The organism is Flavobacterium hibisci (assembly GCF_020026925.1).
GTDB classification, from domain to species: domain Bacteria; phylum Bacteroidota; class Bacteroidia; order Flavobacteriales; family Flavobacteriaceae; genus Flavobacterium; species Flavobacterium hibisci.
This window is the reverse complement of record NZ_JAIQDW010000005.1, coordinates 163,358-180,735: the sequence shown is the minus strand read 5'-3', so window position 1 is coordinate 180,735 and position 17,378 is coordinate 163,358. Positions and strand designations below refer to the sequence as shown.

Below are 17,378 nucleotides of genomic sequence, written 5' to 3'. Positions count from 1 at the left end.
GTAATTTTTATAATTGATTTTAATAAAATACAATGAAAAGATTTTCAATATTTATCATAACACTGTTTACCATCTGTATATCGGGCAAATCAAAGGCTCAGTCTTTTATAACAGATAAAAAAGGCAGTGATGTTATTATTCTGAAAGAGAAATCAACCTCTCTTTCTTTTTTTGTCAATACAGGAACAGATCCTGGTATTGGGCGCGCGATAAGCAATCTTCAGTCAGATTTTGAAAAAGTAACAGGTCAGAAGCCAACGATTTTTAATCAGAATCCCAATTCGTTTTCGCCACTAATCATAATTGGGGTAATGGGTACCAATTCTGTCATTGATGATTTAGTAAAACAGAAAAAAATTGACGGAAAGCTCCTTAAAGGAAAAAATGAAAAATTTGTTATACAAAGCGTTAAAAATCCGTTCAAAGGAGTAGAAGAAGCTCTTGTAATTGCAGGCAGTGACAAACGAGGAACAATTTACGGAATATATGAATTGTCCCGACAAATTGGTGTGTCTCCATGGTATTACTGGGCTGATGTACCTGTTGCGCCAAAAGAAAATATCTATTTTCTGAAAGGAGTATACAGTGATGGTGAACCTGCCGTAAAATACAGGGGTATTTTTATCAACGATGAAGCACCTGCATTAAGCGGTTGGTCTAAAGCAACATTTGGGGGCTTTAATAGTAAGTTTTATGAAAAAGTTTTTGAATTACTGCTTCGTCTAAAAGGCAATTATATATGGCCGGCGATGTGGGGAAATGCTTTTTATGATGATGATGTCGCCAGCGGGCCTCTTGCTAATGAGATGGGAATTATTGTAGGTACTTCGCATCATGAACCTATGGCTTTGGCTCAGACCGACTGGCGTCGATATATTAAAAAAAACAATCTTCCAAATGTTTGGGATTATGCTAAAAATAAAACTGTTTTAGACGAATTCTGGAAAGGCGGAATTGAGCGCAGTAAGAATTGGGAGAAATTAGTAACAGTTGGAATGCGCGGGGACGGGGATGAAGCGATGAGCGAAGGAACCAATATAAGTCTTCTGGAGAATATTGTAAAAGAACAGCGTAATATTATTGCAGCCGTTACTCAGAAAAAAGCGGAACAAACGCCTCAGGTATGGGCATTATATAAAGAAGTACAGGACTATTATGATCAGGGAATGCGGGTTCCTGACGATGTTATTCTGTTGTTTTGTGATGATAACTGGGGAAATGTCCGAAAACTCCCGGACCTTACGAAACCTTTGCACAAAGGCGGTTACGGAATGTATTACCACTTTGATTATGTTGGAGCACCAAGAAATTCGAAATGGATCAACATAAACCCGATACAAAGAGTCTGGGAACAAATGAATCTTAGCTATGAACACGGGGTTGATAAAATATGGATTGTCAATGTAGGGGATCTTAAACCAATGGAATTTCCGATCAGTTTCTTTTTAGAGATGGCATGGAATCCTAAAAAGTTCAATTCTCAAAATCTTTTTGAATTTACCGAAAAATGGGCAGCTGATCAGTTCGGAAAAAAGCATGCTAAAGAAATTGCAAGACTATTAAATACGTATCCAAAATTCAACAGAAGAGTTACTCCTGAAATGCTGGACAGCAGGACATACAGTCTTGAAAATTACAATGAATTTCAAAACGTCGTTACTGATTATAAAAATCTGTCACTTGATGCTTATCGAATTTATACTGATATTCCACAGCAATACAAAGATGCCTATTTTCAACTTGTTTTATATCCTATAGATGCCTGCAGTAACCTTTACGAAATGTATTTTGCTCAGGCAAAAAACAGAAAACTGGCTTCAGAAAAAAACATTTTAGCCAATACTTTTGCAGATCAGGTAAAAAGCACTTTTGCAAGAGATTCTATTCTTCAAAACAAATACAATAATGAAATTTCAGGTGGAAAATGGACTCATATCATGGATCAGATGAGAATTGGATACAAAGCCTGGCACGATGCTCCTAAAAATATCCTTCCTGAAGTTAACTATGTCGCTGAAGAAAAAGTTTCTAAAAAACCTGTTTTCCAGGAAAAAAATGGCTATATCTCTATAGAGGCTGAAAATTATTCGGCTTTAAACAATTCTAAAAATATTCATTGGGAAGTCATTCCTGACTTTGGGAAAACAAAATCAGGTATAACGACTTTTCCTCAAAATGCGTATCCAAAAAAAGATGAAAATGTTTTTCTGGAATATCAGATCAATTTTGAATCTAAAGGTGAAATTAGTGTTCAGCTCTGGTTAGCCCCAACCCTCAATTTTAATAGTAATAAAGGACTCAAATACGAAATTTCTTTTGATAGCAATGAGCCTCAAATTATAAATTTTAATGGACACTACAAAGGTGAGTTAGGAAAATGGCAGGCAGAACATATTATTAAATCCATAACGAAACATAATATTTTGAATTCAGGCAAACACACATTGCGTATTCGAGCATTAGATCCAGGAATTGTACTGCAAAAAATCCTTATCGATTCTGGAGGTTTAAAGCCGGCTTACCTTGGCGCTCCCGAGAGTGATATTGTGTATGAGTAAATTCTAATTTTTCAGGTGATTCAATTTTAATAACTAATAAAAGTAAAATATATGAAAAAATTATACCAATTAAGTTCAATATTGTTTGCAGTTTTATTTGCGTTATCTTCCAGTTTGTATGCACAGAATGCAAAAGTTCAAATTGATAAAAATAAGACATACCAGAAAGTTACCGGTTTTGGAGGTTTTGTATGCAGTCCCCAGTTTGGATATAATTACATGTCAACTGACGAAATCAAAAAAATGTGGGGAACAAATAGTGATGCAGGTTATAACATTATGCGTCTTTATATTCCGGGAGAAAGTAACTGGCCTTCAACTCTTGCCACTGCTAAATTAGCCAAGAATGAGCTGGGATTAACGATTTTTGCAAGTCCCTGGACAATGCCAGCCGAATGGAAGACGAACAATAGCGAAGTCGCTGTTTATACTGATGAAAATGGGGTTCAGCAAATTGGCTACCTTAAAGAAGAACATTATGAGGATTATGCCTTATATCTGAATCGGTATGTAACCTATCTTCGAGACAATGGGGTAGAACTTGATTATATTTCAATTCAAAACGAACCAGATGAAAGGGCAACTTATCAGGGCTGTATTTGGACACCTGCACAAATAGCTGCTTTCGTTAAAAATTTCGGTCATCTTATTAATTGTAAAGTTATTGCGCCTGAAAGTGTCGGTTATTCAGACTCTTATGCAAATGCTTTTCTTGATGCTGATGTCATGCAGAATTTTGAAGTTTACGGCGTTCATCAGTATGGTGGTATCCAGTCCAAATACAAACAATTTCAGAATTACAATAAGCAGATATGGATGACAGAGTATCTTATTAACTGGAATTCGGGAGGTACGGTTCGTGATTTCAATTGGGGAATTGACGCTTTTAGTTTCGCAAATAGTGTCAATGATGCAATGTTAGGAAACGTTAATGCCTGGATTCACTATGCTACTAAACGATATTACGCTCTGATGGGTGATGGATCAAACGGAACAACTGCCGGAGAAATTACCAAAAGAGGGCACATACTTTCGCAATATGCAAAATTCACCACAGGTACAACACGTATAGAAGCAACATGGAGCGACGCTACTGCACAGCTTAAAGGCTCTTCGTACATCAATGATGCAGGTGATAAAGTTGTCCTCACCATAATTAATCCATCACAGAATACCTATAATCTAACTGTAGATTTGCCATTTTATGCTGTAAAAGGTACTAAAACAATAACCACTCAGACTATTGATTTGCAGAATACTGGGGTTAATTTTGCAGAAACATTCCGTCCCGTAGTGAGTATTGATCCTTCTAGTTTTATTACTTTAATTTTTGAAAAGAGCAAAGACAGAATCGCTTCACAAATGACAAGTAAAGAAGTTCATTACGCTAAGATCGAAAACCAGTCTGTTACAAATCCTGCGTTTGGAACAACATACCAGATTAGTGGCAAAACTGTGACATTTGCAAACGCAAATCCGCTCATAAGTGCTAATATGACCGATTCTAATGGATATTTGAAATTAGACAATCGTTATAATAAACTTATAATGCATGTTAAAAGCTTTACTACTGCAAACCAGGCTAATACTGACAATACAACGCTTTATTATATCAATGATAATGGGCAGGTAAAGTCTAAAAACTATGGAAAATTCAATTTCCCTACCGGAGTTGAATTTGATTTGACATTTGATATATCTAAAGCCGTTTTAACAGATGGATGTACCGGAATTATTGGCCTGAGAAATTCTAATTACAGTTCAGTACTTACTTTAAACTTAGGTGATGTATATTTTAATATTGCTGATGAAAAAGCAGCCGAATTTGGAGGTACATATTCAGAAGATGACAGTCTTTTGATGGATGCACTGGAAAGCACCAAATATGTGTCATTAGATTTTAGAAATGCCGCAGGTATAAGTTCATCTCAGGACTGGCATGCCAAATCAGCCAATAAAAATAGTATTTTTTATGTAACGACGAATAATACTGCTATGAATGTTGTATCCGGAACTGTGAGCAATAATTTAAACCTTATGGATCTGGATGGTGATTTTAATGTTCCTTTTGGTTTTTCAGCTACAGCTGCATCTTTTACCAAAACGATTACAGATTATGACATTTTAGTTCTTCCATTTGAGGCAGCTATACCTCAAGGTGTTACAGTTTATACAATGAATCCATCATCTGCTAAAATAGTATGTAATCAAATTGAAGGTACAATTCCGGCTAATACTCCTGTTTTATTAAGTGGTTCAGGTACATTTGTTTTTAATGGTACCGGAAATGTTTCAACACCAAAGGCTTTAACTGTTAATCAGATGAATCCGGTTTACATTGGTATTAAAGCTCCTGCCGGAAGTTACACATTGAAGACGGTAAATAATGTTACGGCATTTTATCCTGTAACTGTTGGAAGTGAGCCCTTAATTTCATCATTTCGTTTTTACTTAAGTGAAAAAAGCGGATATAATGCTGCGGTTCTTCCTTTTGAATTTAATACATTAAGTACAAATAAGAAAGAATTAAGCAAGGAGGATTTCACGTTATATCCAAATCCTGCAGTAGAGGAGATTTTTGTTGATATGCTGTCTTCTGATTTTGATTATAAAATTTTCGATATTCAGGGAAGTTTAGTGAACTCAGGGACTTTGAAAAACGGCAATACCAAAATAACAATAGAATCATTGCCTGCCGGAGTTTATTTTATTAATGGAACAAACGGTCAGTCTAAAATAGTGAAGAAGTTTATAAAAAGATAAATTTATTGTCCGGGAAAAAAATGAATGTTTTAGGTTAATAAAAAAATTAAAATTGGAACCTTAAAATATTTTACCCCTGCGATAATTTACTTATTGCAGGGGTAATTTTTTAAAACTATTGAAGGAAAATAAATATGTTAATTCATTAATTTCAGTTTGTTTTCGTGTAGTTTTAGAGCATCATGAAAAATTAAAGTGTATTTGAATTAAAATAAAAAAGTTGCCGAAAGACAACTTTTTTTCTTACTAAGGAAAATATTTTTAATATCAGGCAGTGTATTGTGTTATTTTACATTTACAGAAAAACTACTCACAATATTTTTGGCAGATGTTGCAGTATAAAGCGTAAATTCACCAGGTTCGATTTTCCATCCGGAAGTTTTTTCATCATAGAAAGCCAGATCTTTTACTTTTACTTTTAAGTCCACAGTTTTTTGTTCTCCAGGAGCAAGGAATATTTTATCAAAAGCTTTTAATTCCTTTTTAGGTCTTAGAACAGATGCATTAGTTTGTCCAACATACAATTGAACAACTTCAGCACCGTTTGATTTTCCTGTGTTTTTAATATTGAATTTGACTGTTATTTCGTCATTAACGTTATAAACTTTCTTGTCAGATGTAACATTAGAAATTTCAAAAGAAGTATAAGATAAGCCATAACCAAAAGGATGTTGAGGCTCAATTCCTTTAGTGTCGAACCAACGATACCCTACCAGAATATCTTCATCATAATTTACTTTCAAATCGTGTCCCGGGTAGGCTCCCAATGCATGAGCAGGAGACTGACTTAAAGTAACCGGAAGAGTAAATGGCAGTTTTCCTGAAGGAAATTCTTTTCCACTTAATACATCAATAACAGCGTTTCCGGCTTCCATTCCGCCATACCATCCCCACACTAAGGCTGGAACACGGGATTCAATACCTGCCAGTTCAACTGGAGAACCTGCAACAATTACGACAATCGTTTTAGGATTTGCTTTAGCTACTTCCTGAATCAAAGTCTCTTGTCCGTATGGCAGTCTCATGTGCAGTCTGTCAAATGATTCTGAATCAAAATCATGGTTTAAACCTGCAAAAACGATTGCTACATCAGATTTTTTGGCTTGCGCCACTGCTTCATCAATTAATTTCCAATCTACTTTATCGGTATTTAATTGACCTGCATTGCTTCTTTCGACAACATGAGACTGTTTTTCATAGCCTTGTGCAAAATTGATCTGCATCGACTTTCCATATTTATCGGTTATAGCCTTAAGTGGTGTTACTTCGTATAAAGCTTTGATTTCTGAACTAAAGCCGCCTTCGCAATGCGTGCGGGTCGCATTATCACCAATAATAGCGATTGATTTTATGGCACTCATGTTCAAAGGCAGTGTTTCCTTTTCGTTTTTTAATAAAACAATAGCTTCTACAGCAGAACGATAGGCTGCCTCCTGATGCTCTTTTGTATTTATAGTACCTTTTACACGCGTTTCAGGATCTAAAACTTTGGTTTTAATCATGACTCTTAGAATATTGGCCACTTTTTCATTAACCACGCTTTCTTTTACACGTCCTTCTTTTACCGCTTTAATCAAAGGATCAGCAAAGTACCAGTCGTTGTAGTTTTCTTTTTCGGTTCCCATTTCTAAGTCCAAACCAGCCAAAGCTGCTTTTTCTGTACTGTGCACAGCATCCCAATCCGACATGTAAACACCTTTGAAATTAAATTCATTTCGTAAAATTGTTCTCCCCAAATAAGTGTTTTCGGTACAATATTCACCTCTGAATTTATTATAAGCACCCATAACTCCTAATGTTCCGGCATCAACAACGGAAGCTTTAAAACCCGGTAAATAAATTTCTCGTAAAGCCCTTTCACTCATTGTTACATCTACTACAAAACGATTTTCTTCCTGATTATTGGCTACGAAATGTTTTACACAAGCTGCAACATCTTTTGTTTGTAAAGCTTTGATATAATTTATTGAAAGTTGAGAAATAAGAAAAGGATCTTCGCTCAAATATTCAAAGTTTCGACCACAGAGCGGAGAACGGATAATATTGATTCCCGGTCCTAGTAAAACGTCTTTTTTACGGAAACGTGCTTCTTCGCCTAAAACAAATCCACGCTGTTTAGCCAGATTTAAGTTCCAGCTTGCCGCCATAGCTGTTCCGGGAGGAAATGAGGTAGAGAAATCATCAGTTTGTCCGGTGTATTTCCAGTTATGACGATTCATTTCTGCCCTGACTCCGTGCGGACCGTCAGATAGAGCCCATTCCGGAATACCAAGATGTTTTATTTGTTCAGTGTAAAATTTTGAATTTCCATGCAGCATACCGACCTTTTCTTTCAAAGTCATTTTCTTAATTAAATCCTCAATTCTTTTTTCAACAGCATTATCTGTTTGTGAAAAAGAACTTTGAAATGCTGAAAACAAAACAATAGCCATAAATCGTAATCTCATTTTATATGTTTTAGAAACCCTTAATTGGTTAAATTAAATAATTTGATTTAATGATAAATTCGGAAATAAACCCGATTAAAGTTTTCAAAAGTAGCCGAATGACAGGTATTGGAATCATACAAATCGAGCATTTTATATAATAAATGAAGCAGACTTAAATGAAAAAAAGCTAAATTTTTAAAGCTGGATAAAAAATGCATCATGTCTGTTATGCAGTATGAAACTTTACAGTATTTACCTTGGCAATTGATTAAAAAACGGTTTGTTTTATAAATATAAAAACCTGGCAGATGTAACGACTGCCAGGTTTAATTTGGATTATGATGAATATTAAGTCAGTACTTCTATTCTGCCCCGTCAGTAGCAGCCCTGGCAACGGCAAAACCGCCAACTTTTTTGCCTAATTCCAATCCTTTTTCGCAATCACTTCGGTAATGGATAGCACCATACATCCTTGAGTTTGATGCTTCTAATGCCATTGCTTCATATTCCTCTTTTTTAGACGGAATAAAATGTGACAAAACTGCACAGGCGGCAGCACTAAAAGTAGAGTGGCCGGAAACATATGCCGGGAAATTAGGAACTCCTGTCGTTGTTTTAATAGAAGGATCCATTTGGCAAGGGCGTGGGTTACAATAAGCGTATTTAGCATCCCAGCAGCTAATAGCAGCATCCATCATCGCAATGTTTAACAGCGCCATATTTCTTGCCCATCGAACTTCGCTGTATTGTTGCTTTACAAAAGATTCGGCAGCAATAGCATTCCAGTGTCCGGGTGGGGTCGAAGTATCTACTCCGTCAGCCCAAAAACTGACAATTTCCAAATGTTTTCTGGAGTTGTCCTGACTGTATTTTTTTATTTCAGCCAGTTCTTTTGCAAAAGCATCAGATTTGGTAGAAGGAGGAGCTGGAGGACGATTTGCTACAACATCAGCTTCGGTCATTAAAAACGACTTCACTTTTCCGAATAATGGAAGCATAGGCGGTCTGGCAGGAACTTCTAATGATTTCCATGGCGTTTCTCCTTTTGCAGCTGTTTGAGATTCTAATGAAGCCCATATTTCAGGTGTTCCAATTGCCGCTCCGGCACCATCTGATGAAGCGCGAGTTATGAATTTTGTAGCAACTTTTCTTCCTAGAATTATTCCGGCATCAATATCAGAACGTACATTGGCACCACTGATTAAACGGTATAGTTTTTCTTCTTCTGCTTTTTTATTTACATAAGCGATTTCAGTTGGAAATAATAATTTTAATAATTCGACAGTAACTCCCGTGACGACAGCATCTTCTGAAGGATAGGATGGTAAAGTGCTTTTTGGAATTAGAACCTGCAGTGTTGGATCAACTACATATGGTGCGGGTCTGTTGTACAGTTTTTTATAATGCCATGCTGCAATCAAAGCATCCTATTGAGCAGCACAAACATATGCATAAGCTCTCGCTGCATAAGGTGGATTAGAAAATGGAAATTGAGGATATGCAAACGGATTTGCTCCGGAAGGTGCCGGATAGGTTCCGTCTTCATTTTGATAAGGCGGACGATTGTGTCTGGCTACTAATGTTCTCAAAATTTCATTCCAGCGTAAAACACTCCCGGCACTCCAGTAATTGATGATTTTTTTTTGTTCATTAGTAATCTCAGCCTGAAAACTTTTGATCTCGTTAATTTCCCTGGTATAAGCTGGGTTATTGGTAGTAATGGGAGCGTCTATTGAAAATTCGTCGGGCGCTGTTAAAAGAAAAGGTTTCCAGTTGCCTGCTGAAGCATCTGTATCTGCTGGATTTAATTTAGGGAACTCATTACGCTCCGATATATCATCATTACACGAATAGGTAAGTGCAATTAATAAAAGTATAAGGTTCTTAAAGATAATTTTCTGAATATTATTTTTCATCTTATTTGTTTTTAAAATTAACCAGATAGAATAACCCTCCGTAAAAGGATGCCGCTTCTCCAACATTTCTGCCTTCTGTAACTACATTATAACCACCCACAATTGCTAATTCTGGAATTCTTTTCAGCGTATATTTTGTAATTAAGCCCAATCTGAAAGCATTCATTGTATTACTCGGAAAGGGCATGTTATTTTTTGTAATATCAAAGCCTCCGGACTGTGTAATGGTATGATCAACAGTGGCCTCAGCAATTAGCCATTCAGATCGGTAACCCAATCTTAAATTGAAGTTTATAACATCAGGCATATTTACTTCATTCGTATAATGAATCTCATCTGTTAAATATGAATTTCGGTCAATTTTGATATTCGATCTTTTAATGTAGGCACCTGATAAAGTGGTGAAAAAATTGCTGACCTGTACATCTCCCATCAGTCTTAGAGTTCCGGTTTTGCTCTGAAGACCGATACTTAACGGTAAATAATCAGCGGTATAATCGCTTACAGGCATGGAATAACTTCCCAGAACAAATAAAGAATAAGTAGTATTGTTTACAGTCTTTTCAAAAGGCATGTATTTTAAAGTTAATACCAAATCCTGCAATCCTTTTTGACCTTTCATCGTTCCTGCTGTAGCTTTAGTTTCCAGATACGGAACACTGAAAAGAAAATTCAGTTTATTTGTTATGCCATAGTTTCCCATAACAGAGATGCCCTGAGTGGACACCGTTCCCAGATTAAGATTCTCTCTTTTGAAAGTGCCTTCCCAGTACTCTTTCCAGCTACTATACTGATAAACTGCGCCGAAGCAAAAATTATGTTTGCCCATCATAATGGCATCGATATCGGTTTGTGCGCTCATCAGAATTGGGATCAGGAAGAGTCCGCACAAGTATAATTTTCTCATTTTTATTTTTTTGGTTAATTGGTAGTTTACTGAATAGTTATATTTTAAGGATTAGGCTCCATCAAATGATTGGTCGATATTTCCCCGCTTGGGATTGGCCAGATATAATTACTGCTGGTTGGCAGTACCAATGGAGCTGTACCGATAGCCCCTTTTTTTGCAGGCAGGGTTTGTACTTTTCTTTGTAAATCCATTAATCGGAAACCTTCTCCTAAAAGTTCAATATCTCTTTCTTTTTGTATGGTCGCAATCAGCGCTTCTTTGGTTGCAATCTCATTTTCCGGAAAAACATAACCCGGGTCTGCACGATTTCGTACCGCTTTTAACAATGCCTTAGATGTTTCTAAATCGTTTGTTTGGGCAGCTGCTTCGGCATAATTTAATAATACTTCTGCATAGCGGATTACAGGCACATAGTCCCTAAAAGGCGCTGTAGTGATACTAAATTTCTTTAGTACTTTTTGATTGGCAGCACTTTTCCCAATAAGGCTGGAACGTGCATCAGCAGCTGAACTGAATACCGGATCATTCACAATGCCTTCTGCTGTTAAAAAGATAATAGGCTGTGCCAAATAATTATATGCCAAAGAGTATTGTGCAGAAGGTGTTTCGGTGGTCGAGTTCGCGAATGGAATAGAAAAAATAGCTTCAGTTCCAGTATAGCTCCCTCCAAAAATAGCAGTATAATTAGCTTCTAATTTTTGGGTTAAATTTCCTTCAGTATATTGAAAGGGCAGAGTAGGAGAAACAATTTTTTTAGATTCTGTAATAACCTTTTCAAAATCATTCTGTACTAATAAAACTCTTGTTTTTAAGGCAATTGCCGTGCATTTTTTTGCTCTGGAAGTATTCAGTAATGGTGTAGAGTAACTAACCGGTAAATCTGTTTCGGCTTCATTTAAATCTTTTAGAATTTGAGAATAAACCATTTCTACAGAGCTTCTGGCCAAATCATTATTACCGGAAGTAGTAATCGGTGTTAATCGCAAAGGAAGACCTAAAGAATTTTTATCCTGATTATAAGGTTTAGCATACGTCTGAACCAAATTGAAATAACATAATGCACGGACAAATTTAGCTTCGGCGATGTAGTTTTTCGCCAGCTCTTTAGAAATTACCGTAGTTTCATTCATTTTACTGATTAAAATATTGGAAGCATTAATAGCAGTATATCCGATGGACCATACATTGTTTACAAAATCATTTGTGGATGCCACGTTTTGATTCCATACAGCAGATCCGGTTGCTGCATTTCCGTCATTCTGCCCAAACTGATCGGCACGTTGTTCATTAAAAACAATAAATCGGCCACCATAAAAACTTTGATTTTGCAGCTGCTTGTATAAATTATTAGTCTGGGCTAAAATTTTAGAAGGAGTGCTGAATGCAATTGATTCGGGAATACTGGTTTCAGGCTCCGTGTCTAATAAATCGTCATTGCAGGCTGAGGTGAATAGTAAAACAACCCAACTGATTAAAATATATTTTTTCATTGTCTTTGCTTTTAATTAAAATCCAATATTCAACCCCAAAGTATACACCTGGGCATTTGGTGGGACATTCTGATCTTTTCCTGAATTGATTGAGTTTCCATTAATAGAAACTTCTGGGTCAGAACCCCTGTATTTGGTAATGGTGTACAGGTTATTTCCCTGCAGATACACATATAGAGAGCTGAATGTATTTTTTAGAAAAGAAGCTTCCACAGGTACATTGTATCCTAAAGAAAGATTCTTCAGTTTTACAAAAGAACCATCTTCTACTTTTGAAGTACTTGAAAATGAAAAACCAGCCGAAACATTATCGCCATAATACAACTTTTGGATATCTGTAATCTGTCCCGGAGTTGTCCATCTGTTTTTTATAAACTCCCCATTATTAAAATAACGCTGATCAGAATTCGTAGCACGTGTTCCGTTATACAGTTTGTTTCCTTGTGAGAAAGTTAGATTTACAGCTAAAACAAAATTTTTGTAGTTGAAAGTATTGTTTAATCCTCCAAACAGTTTTGGCAATGAAGGTCCTTGTATGACACCATCTTTGTAATTGTCTATTGCCGGAGCAGCGCTGCCATCGAGGTACGTCCATTTTGGTGAACCAATATGATTGTACTGCACTTCTTTCCCTTCGCTGTTTATGAAGATCATTTGTCCGTTTTCGGGATTTACACCTTTATTTGGTACAGCAAAAACAGACCCAATTGAATAACCTACTCTGGTCATATTTTGTACCCCAAATACACTCGGAACAAATACATCGCTTGCTAATGATGTTACTTTATTTTTAAGTGTGGAAAGATTTAAATTAATATTCCAATTGAAGTTTCTGGCAGTAACAGCAAGTGCATTTATACCTATTTCATAGCCGGTATTGTACATTCCGCCCACATTTTCGTTGATATAATTATTCGGAATTCCTGCAGAAAGTGACTGTGGGGTTTTCAGGATTAAATCCCTGATTTTATTGTTGTAATAATCGAATTCTACTGAAATACGATTGTTTAGCATAGCGAAATTCAATCCCAAATCAAGTTTTGAACTGGTTTCCCATTTTAGATTTGGATTGGAGGTTTGCGAATAACCCAACGTTGGCGAACCGCCATAAGTAGATGAATTATAGGTGCCAATAGAAGGGTAATTTCCTATTTCGCTATTTCCTACAATTCCATAACTGGCCCTAAGTTTTAAATTATCAAGGAAGCCCTTTAATTTTGAATCATTAAAAAAAGATTCTTCGAGCAGATTCCAGCTTACAGAGCCTCCTCCAAAATTCCCGTATTTATTTCCTTCTGATAATGCTGATAAGCCATCGATTCTATAGTTTAAAGTCAGGAAGTATTTGTTTTTATAATTGTAGTTTAAGTTGGTAAAATAAGATACTAAGGCATTTTCTGAAAGTTCGTTGCCAATTGGTGAAATATTGGCATAACTTCCTTGGTAATTTTTATAATAAGTGTCGGTTGCATTGCTTTGTGTTGCGCCCCAGCTTTCGAAAGTGGTTTTAATTCTTTCATAACCAGCCAAAATCATCAAATTATGATCCTCATTAAAAGAATCTTTATAGGTTATGGTATTTGCCCAGTCGGTTCTTGATAAATCAGTAGCGATATTGGTTGCCACACCATTGTAAGCAGCACCTCCTCCGTGAAGTGGATTTAAAAACAACTTGTTTTCGACACCGATACTATTCAAACCAAAACTCGTTCTGAAAATTAGCTTTTTGGTGATATCAAACTCTCCATATACATTGCCTAAGAGCGATTTACTAATTGAAGTAGTCAGGTCAAGTTCCTGGACCATCGCTAAATTATAGGCATTGATTGTACCAATAATAGACGGGATATTGGCTCCATAACCCACACTTATCCCATTCTGAATACTATAAGCCCCGTCAGCATTATAAACGGGTACGTTCGGAGGCAAAACATACGTCATCCTGCCTAAAGGCTCATTTGTAATATACTCTGTATTATAGGTTGATGAAGACAAAGTGTTTCCTGCTACAGCACCTGTGTTTGGCCCGACATTTTTTGCGTTGCTGTAAGAAAGATTTACACCGGCCCTTATAAACTTATTGAGTTCGTGACTGATGTTTAAGCGCGTCATGTAATTTTGAAAGGTGTTATTTTTTATAAAACTATTTTGATTGGTATAGTCTAATGAAAAATAATATTGAGTCGTTTCGTTACCTCCGGAAACGTTAATGTTGTGATTGCTTGAATAACCCGGTTCATAAGCCACATCATACCAATTTGTATCTACAGTACTTCCGTCAGGATTTTTAGAAAGGAAAAAACCGGGTGCTTTACCTGCATTAACGAGAGCTTCGTTTTTTATCATGGTATAATCTTCTGCATTTAATAATTTAGGCAGATTATAAGGAGTGCTTCGACTGAACCAAGTATTATAATTGAATTTGGTTTTTCCGTTTTTTCCTCTTTTGGTAGTAATAACCATAACTCCGTTTGCAGCTCTTGATCCGTAAATGGCAGAAGCAGAGGCATCTTTCAGTACGTCGACAGAGGCGATATCATTGGGATTGATTCCGGATAGCGGATTGTTGCCGATGAATCCACCTAATGATCCGGTAAAAACGGCGACACCATCGACCACAATTAAAGGGAAAAGTCCGGATGTAATGGTGTTTAAGCCACGAATCCTAATAATGGGTGTATTATTCAGTACACTTGTAGACTGAATTACATCGATTCCAGTTCCCTGACCACCTAATAACTGATCGAAGCTGGTAGTAGGCCGGTTCTGTAATTGCTTTGCTGAAATTGTGGAAACCGAACCTGAAAACTCGGATTTTTTTTGAGACAAATAACCACTCGAAATCAGTACTTCATCTAATTGATTTGAATCCTTAAGCAGTTTTATTGTTACTAAATCAAAAGAGCGTACGACAATTTCCTGTGTCGTATATCCGATATAACTCAGTTTCAATGTTACTGGTAATTTTTGATTTTCAATAATAAAATCCCCATCTTCATTGGTTATAACTTCTTCAGTTTCCGACTGAACCGTTACACCAATTAAGGGCATATTGTCTTTGGAATCTACAATTCTTCCTTTCAGGTTTTGCTTCTGCGCATAACTCTGTCCAGTAAGCAAAAAGAAAAAAAATAGCAGTAATTTTGAATATTTTTCTAATAACATATTATAAGTATTGATTTTAATTTTAAAACTTAAATTAGGCAGTAGCTCTTCTATAGCCTATGCTCATACATTTTGCGGAACATCATGTTGTTGGTTTAAGATTTGAGCATTGCCTGTTTGTGTAGTTGCTTCAAATTTGTCCTGTACTTTTTTCAACTGGATTGCGGTGTAATAATCCTCATTATATTTTCCGGAAATGACAAGCGCTCCCGCAACCAGAACAAGATTTTTGATAATGTACTGACCTGCCAGCGTAGGCTCGAAAGGGAAAATCTCAAAACAGCTCGACTGCAGGATAAAAATAGGAGTGAGGGTGGCTATCATGTGCAGTAAAAGCAAGAGAATCGTTTCAGGAATCCATTTTCTGATAAGCAATCCTAATCCAATAAAGACTTCACAAACTCCAAGTATTGGAATGAAAAATTCCGGTTTAAACCAAAAAACGGTTTGCTCTACTAAATCACCGGCAGGACTGACTCCGAAGATTTTCAAAATGCCAAACCAAATGTAAATGGTAGCCAGTGCGATGCGCATCAGATTGACGCTATGCTTTCCTATTTTATCACTTAATAAGAAATAGAAAAAGTTAAAGGTAGTTTTCATCCTGATATATTAATTAAGCATCGTTACTTTCGTTTTTTTTCCTAGGCTAAAGCGATAAGAATATCCTACATTGACAGAATAATCTGCGAAAGCTGCATCACCCTGTACATGAACATATTTGGAAGGATCAGTAATAACCGAATTCTGCAGATCCTGGCTGGCAATATCTGCAGCACTCTGAATACGGTTTTTTACGATATTATAGGGAATAAATAAGCTGAAATTATGTTTTCCGACATGATAAGAAAGACCATATTCTATCGCTATGACGTATCCCGGGCGACGGTAAGCGACCTGTCCTCCAAAAGCATCATAGGCAGGAATACCTTCAATTCTTCCGGCCAGTGAGACATTAAAATTTTCTTTTTTGTCTATTCCTGCAGATACACCGGCCCTTGCAAAATATTGATCTGGACTGGCATAAATTTCATACCCTTCTAAACCTGCTTTTGGAGCCGATTTGAATGTGCCATTTGATTCTTTTGGATTAAATAAATAATAGCCATTGGCAAATCCGTACAAACGTCCCGTTAATTGTCTGAATACTTGTGCCTCTACTGCAATACCAACTCCGCCATCACCGGGCTGAATGGCCTGGTCCATTACCACGCTTTTTGTTGTGCCATCTGCTTGTGGCGCATCATCCATTCTGTCATGGCTTCCAGTGTTTAATTTTAACCCAAGGCCCAGCATTACATTTCCTTTATGAGCTGTTTTCGGGTCAAAAAACCAGTAATTTACGCTTAGTCTTGCATCTGCAAAACCCTGCGCATATACGCTGTATCTAAGCGTGTCTTTTACTGGCGATGTTTGCCTTAGCACCTGAGAACGCTCATTATGAACATAGGGCAGAGTAGCATTAATCTGGATTCTGTTGGTTATTCCGTACGAAAAATTTAAATCTACTGCATGCGAATAAATGTTTACGGCATTTCCTCTCTCCACGCCGTTTTCATCGTGACCACCGCCTGAAGTCTGACGCTCTAATTGTTCTTCCTTGCCAACAAAATGCCGCCAGGAATGAAAGTAACGGTAATTTGTACCTACCTGAAATTCGCCTTCGTTTAAATTATAAGAACTGGCAGAATTCATATAAAGTCCGCCCATTTGACGAACAGCGACACAGCCCTGAGCAGAGATTTTTTGCACAGTAAAATTAATTAAAACAAATGTTATAAAAACAAATGCAGGATATAATGATGGTATTTTTTTCATGGTTTGATTGCTTTAATACAGTTAATAAGCATTAGGATTGACCATCAGATTTACAAATCTGACTGAACATAAAAAACAAACATGATGGGATTTATTAATCTCAATGAAGTATTACCTAACCTCGTCTGTTCCTAAAAGAAGATTAAATGATTGAATATTTAGCTGTTGATTTTAGAAAAGCAGATTTATTTAATTCGAAAACATGATAGATGGGAGATAGAGTCCGTATCAATTAATAGAACAGACTTGAATTATTTAACAATTGGTCAATCACAACCTTTGAGATGTTTCTATTTCGAATTTTAGAAAAACAATCCCTTACAAGATCA

Annotated in this window: 10 protein-coding genes; 2 read left to right on the top strand and 8 right to left on the bottom strand. The window is 36.5% G+C overall.

What is annotated here, in order from left to right:
- The first annotated feature begins 32 nt into the window (after positions 1 to 32).
- Positions 33 to 2,558 carry a glycosyl hydrolase 115 family protein gene (locus tag K8B81_RS07660; protein WP_223680550.1) on the top strand — a complete coding sequence of 842 codons (2,526 nt, stop codon included), beginning with the start codon at positions 33 to 35 and terminating at the stop codon, positions 2,556 to 2,558.
- Positions 2,559 to 2,609: 51 nt separating this feature from the next.
- Positions 2,610 to 5,321: a T9SS type A sorting domain-containing protein gene (locus K8B81_RS07655; RefSeq protein ID WP_223680548.1), complete on the top strand. Its 2,712-nt coding sequence runs from the start codon at positions 2,610 to 2,612 to the stop codon at positions 5,319 to 5,321.
- A 284-nt stretch (positions 5,322 to 5,605) separates the two neighbouring features.
- Here the strand turns inward: K8B81_RS07655 and K8B81_RS07650 are convergent, their stop codons facing one another.
- The 8 genes from K8B81_RS07650 to K8B81_RS07615 all read right to left on the bottom strand — a co-directional run bounded on the left by K8B81_RS07650 (position 5,606) and on the right by K8B81_RS07615 (position 17,049).
- Positions 5,606 to 7,768 (bottom strand): beta-glucosidase, encoded by a 2,163-nt coding sequence (locus K8B81_RS07650; protein WP_223680546.1) that lies wholly within the window; start codon positions 7,766 to 7,768, stop codon positions 5,606 to 5,608.
- Positions 7,769 to 8,112: 344 nt separating this feature from the next.
- Positions 8,113 to 9,171: a phosphatase PAP2 family protein gene (locus K8B81_RS07645; protein ID WP_223680544.1), complete on the bottom strand. Its 1,059-nt coding sequence runs from the start codon at positions 9,169 to 9,171 to the stop codon at positions 8,113 to 8,115.
- 6 nt (positions 9,172 to 9,177) lie between these two features.
- Positions 9,178 to 9,666, bottom strand: a complete 489-nt coding sequence (locus K8B81_RS07640) for a hypothetical protein (protein WP_223680542.1) — start codon at positions 9,664 to 9,666, stop codon at positions 9,178 to 9,180.
- 1 nt (position 9,667) lies between these two features.
- Positions 9,668 to 10,573, bottom strand: coding sequence for a hypothetical protein (locus K8B81_RS07635; RefSeq protein ID WP_223680540.1), 906 nt, complete (start codon positions 10,571 to 10,573; stop codon positions 9,668 to 9,670).
- A gap of 44 nt (positions 10,574 to 10,617) precedes the next feature.
- Positions 10,618 to 12,066, bottom strand: a complete 1,449-nt coding sequence (locus K8B81_RS07630) for a RagB/SusD family nutrient uptake outer membrane protein (protein ID WP_223680538.1) — start codon at positions 12,064 to 12,066, stop codon at positions 10,618 to 10,620.
- 15 nt (positions 12,067 to 12,081) lie between these two features.
- Positions 12,082 to 15,231: a SusC/RagA family TonB-linked outer membrane protein gene (locus tag K8B81_RS07625; protein WP_223680536.1), complete on the bottom strand. Its 3,150-nt coding sequence runs from the start codon at positions 15,229 to 15,231 to the stop codon at positions 12,082 to 12,084.
- A 63-nt stretch (positions 15,232 to 15,294) separates the two neighbouring features.
- Positions 15,295 to 15,834 carry a hypothetical protein gene (locus tag K8B81_RS07620; RefSeq protein ID WP_223680534.1) on the bottom strand — a complete coding sequence of 180 codons (540 nt, stop codon included), beginning with the start codon at positions 15,832 to 15,834 and terminating at the stop codon, positions 15,295 to 15,297.
- A 9-nt stretch (positions 15,835 to 15,843) separates the two neighbouring features.
- Positions 15,844 to 17,049: a hypothetical protein gene (locus K8B81_RS07615; protein ID WP_223680532.1), complete on the bottom strand. Its 1,206-nt coding sequence runs from the start codon at positions 17,047 to 17,049 to the stop codon at positions 15,844 to 15,846.
- Positions 17,050 to 17,378 lie beyond the last annotated feature (329 nt).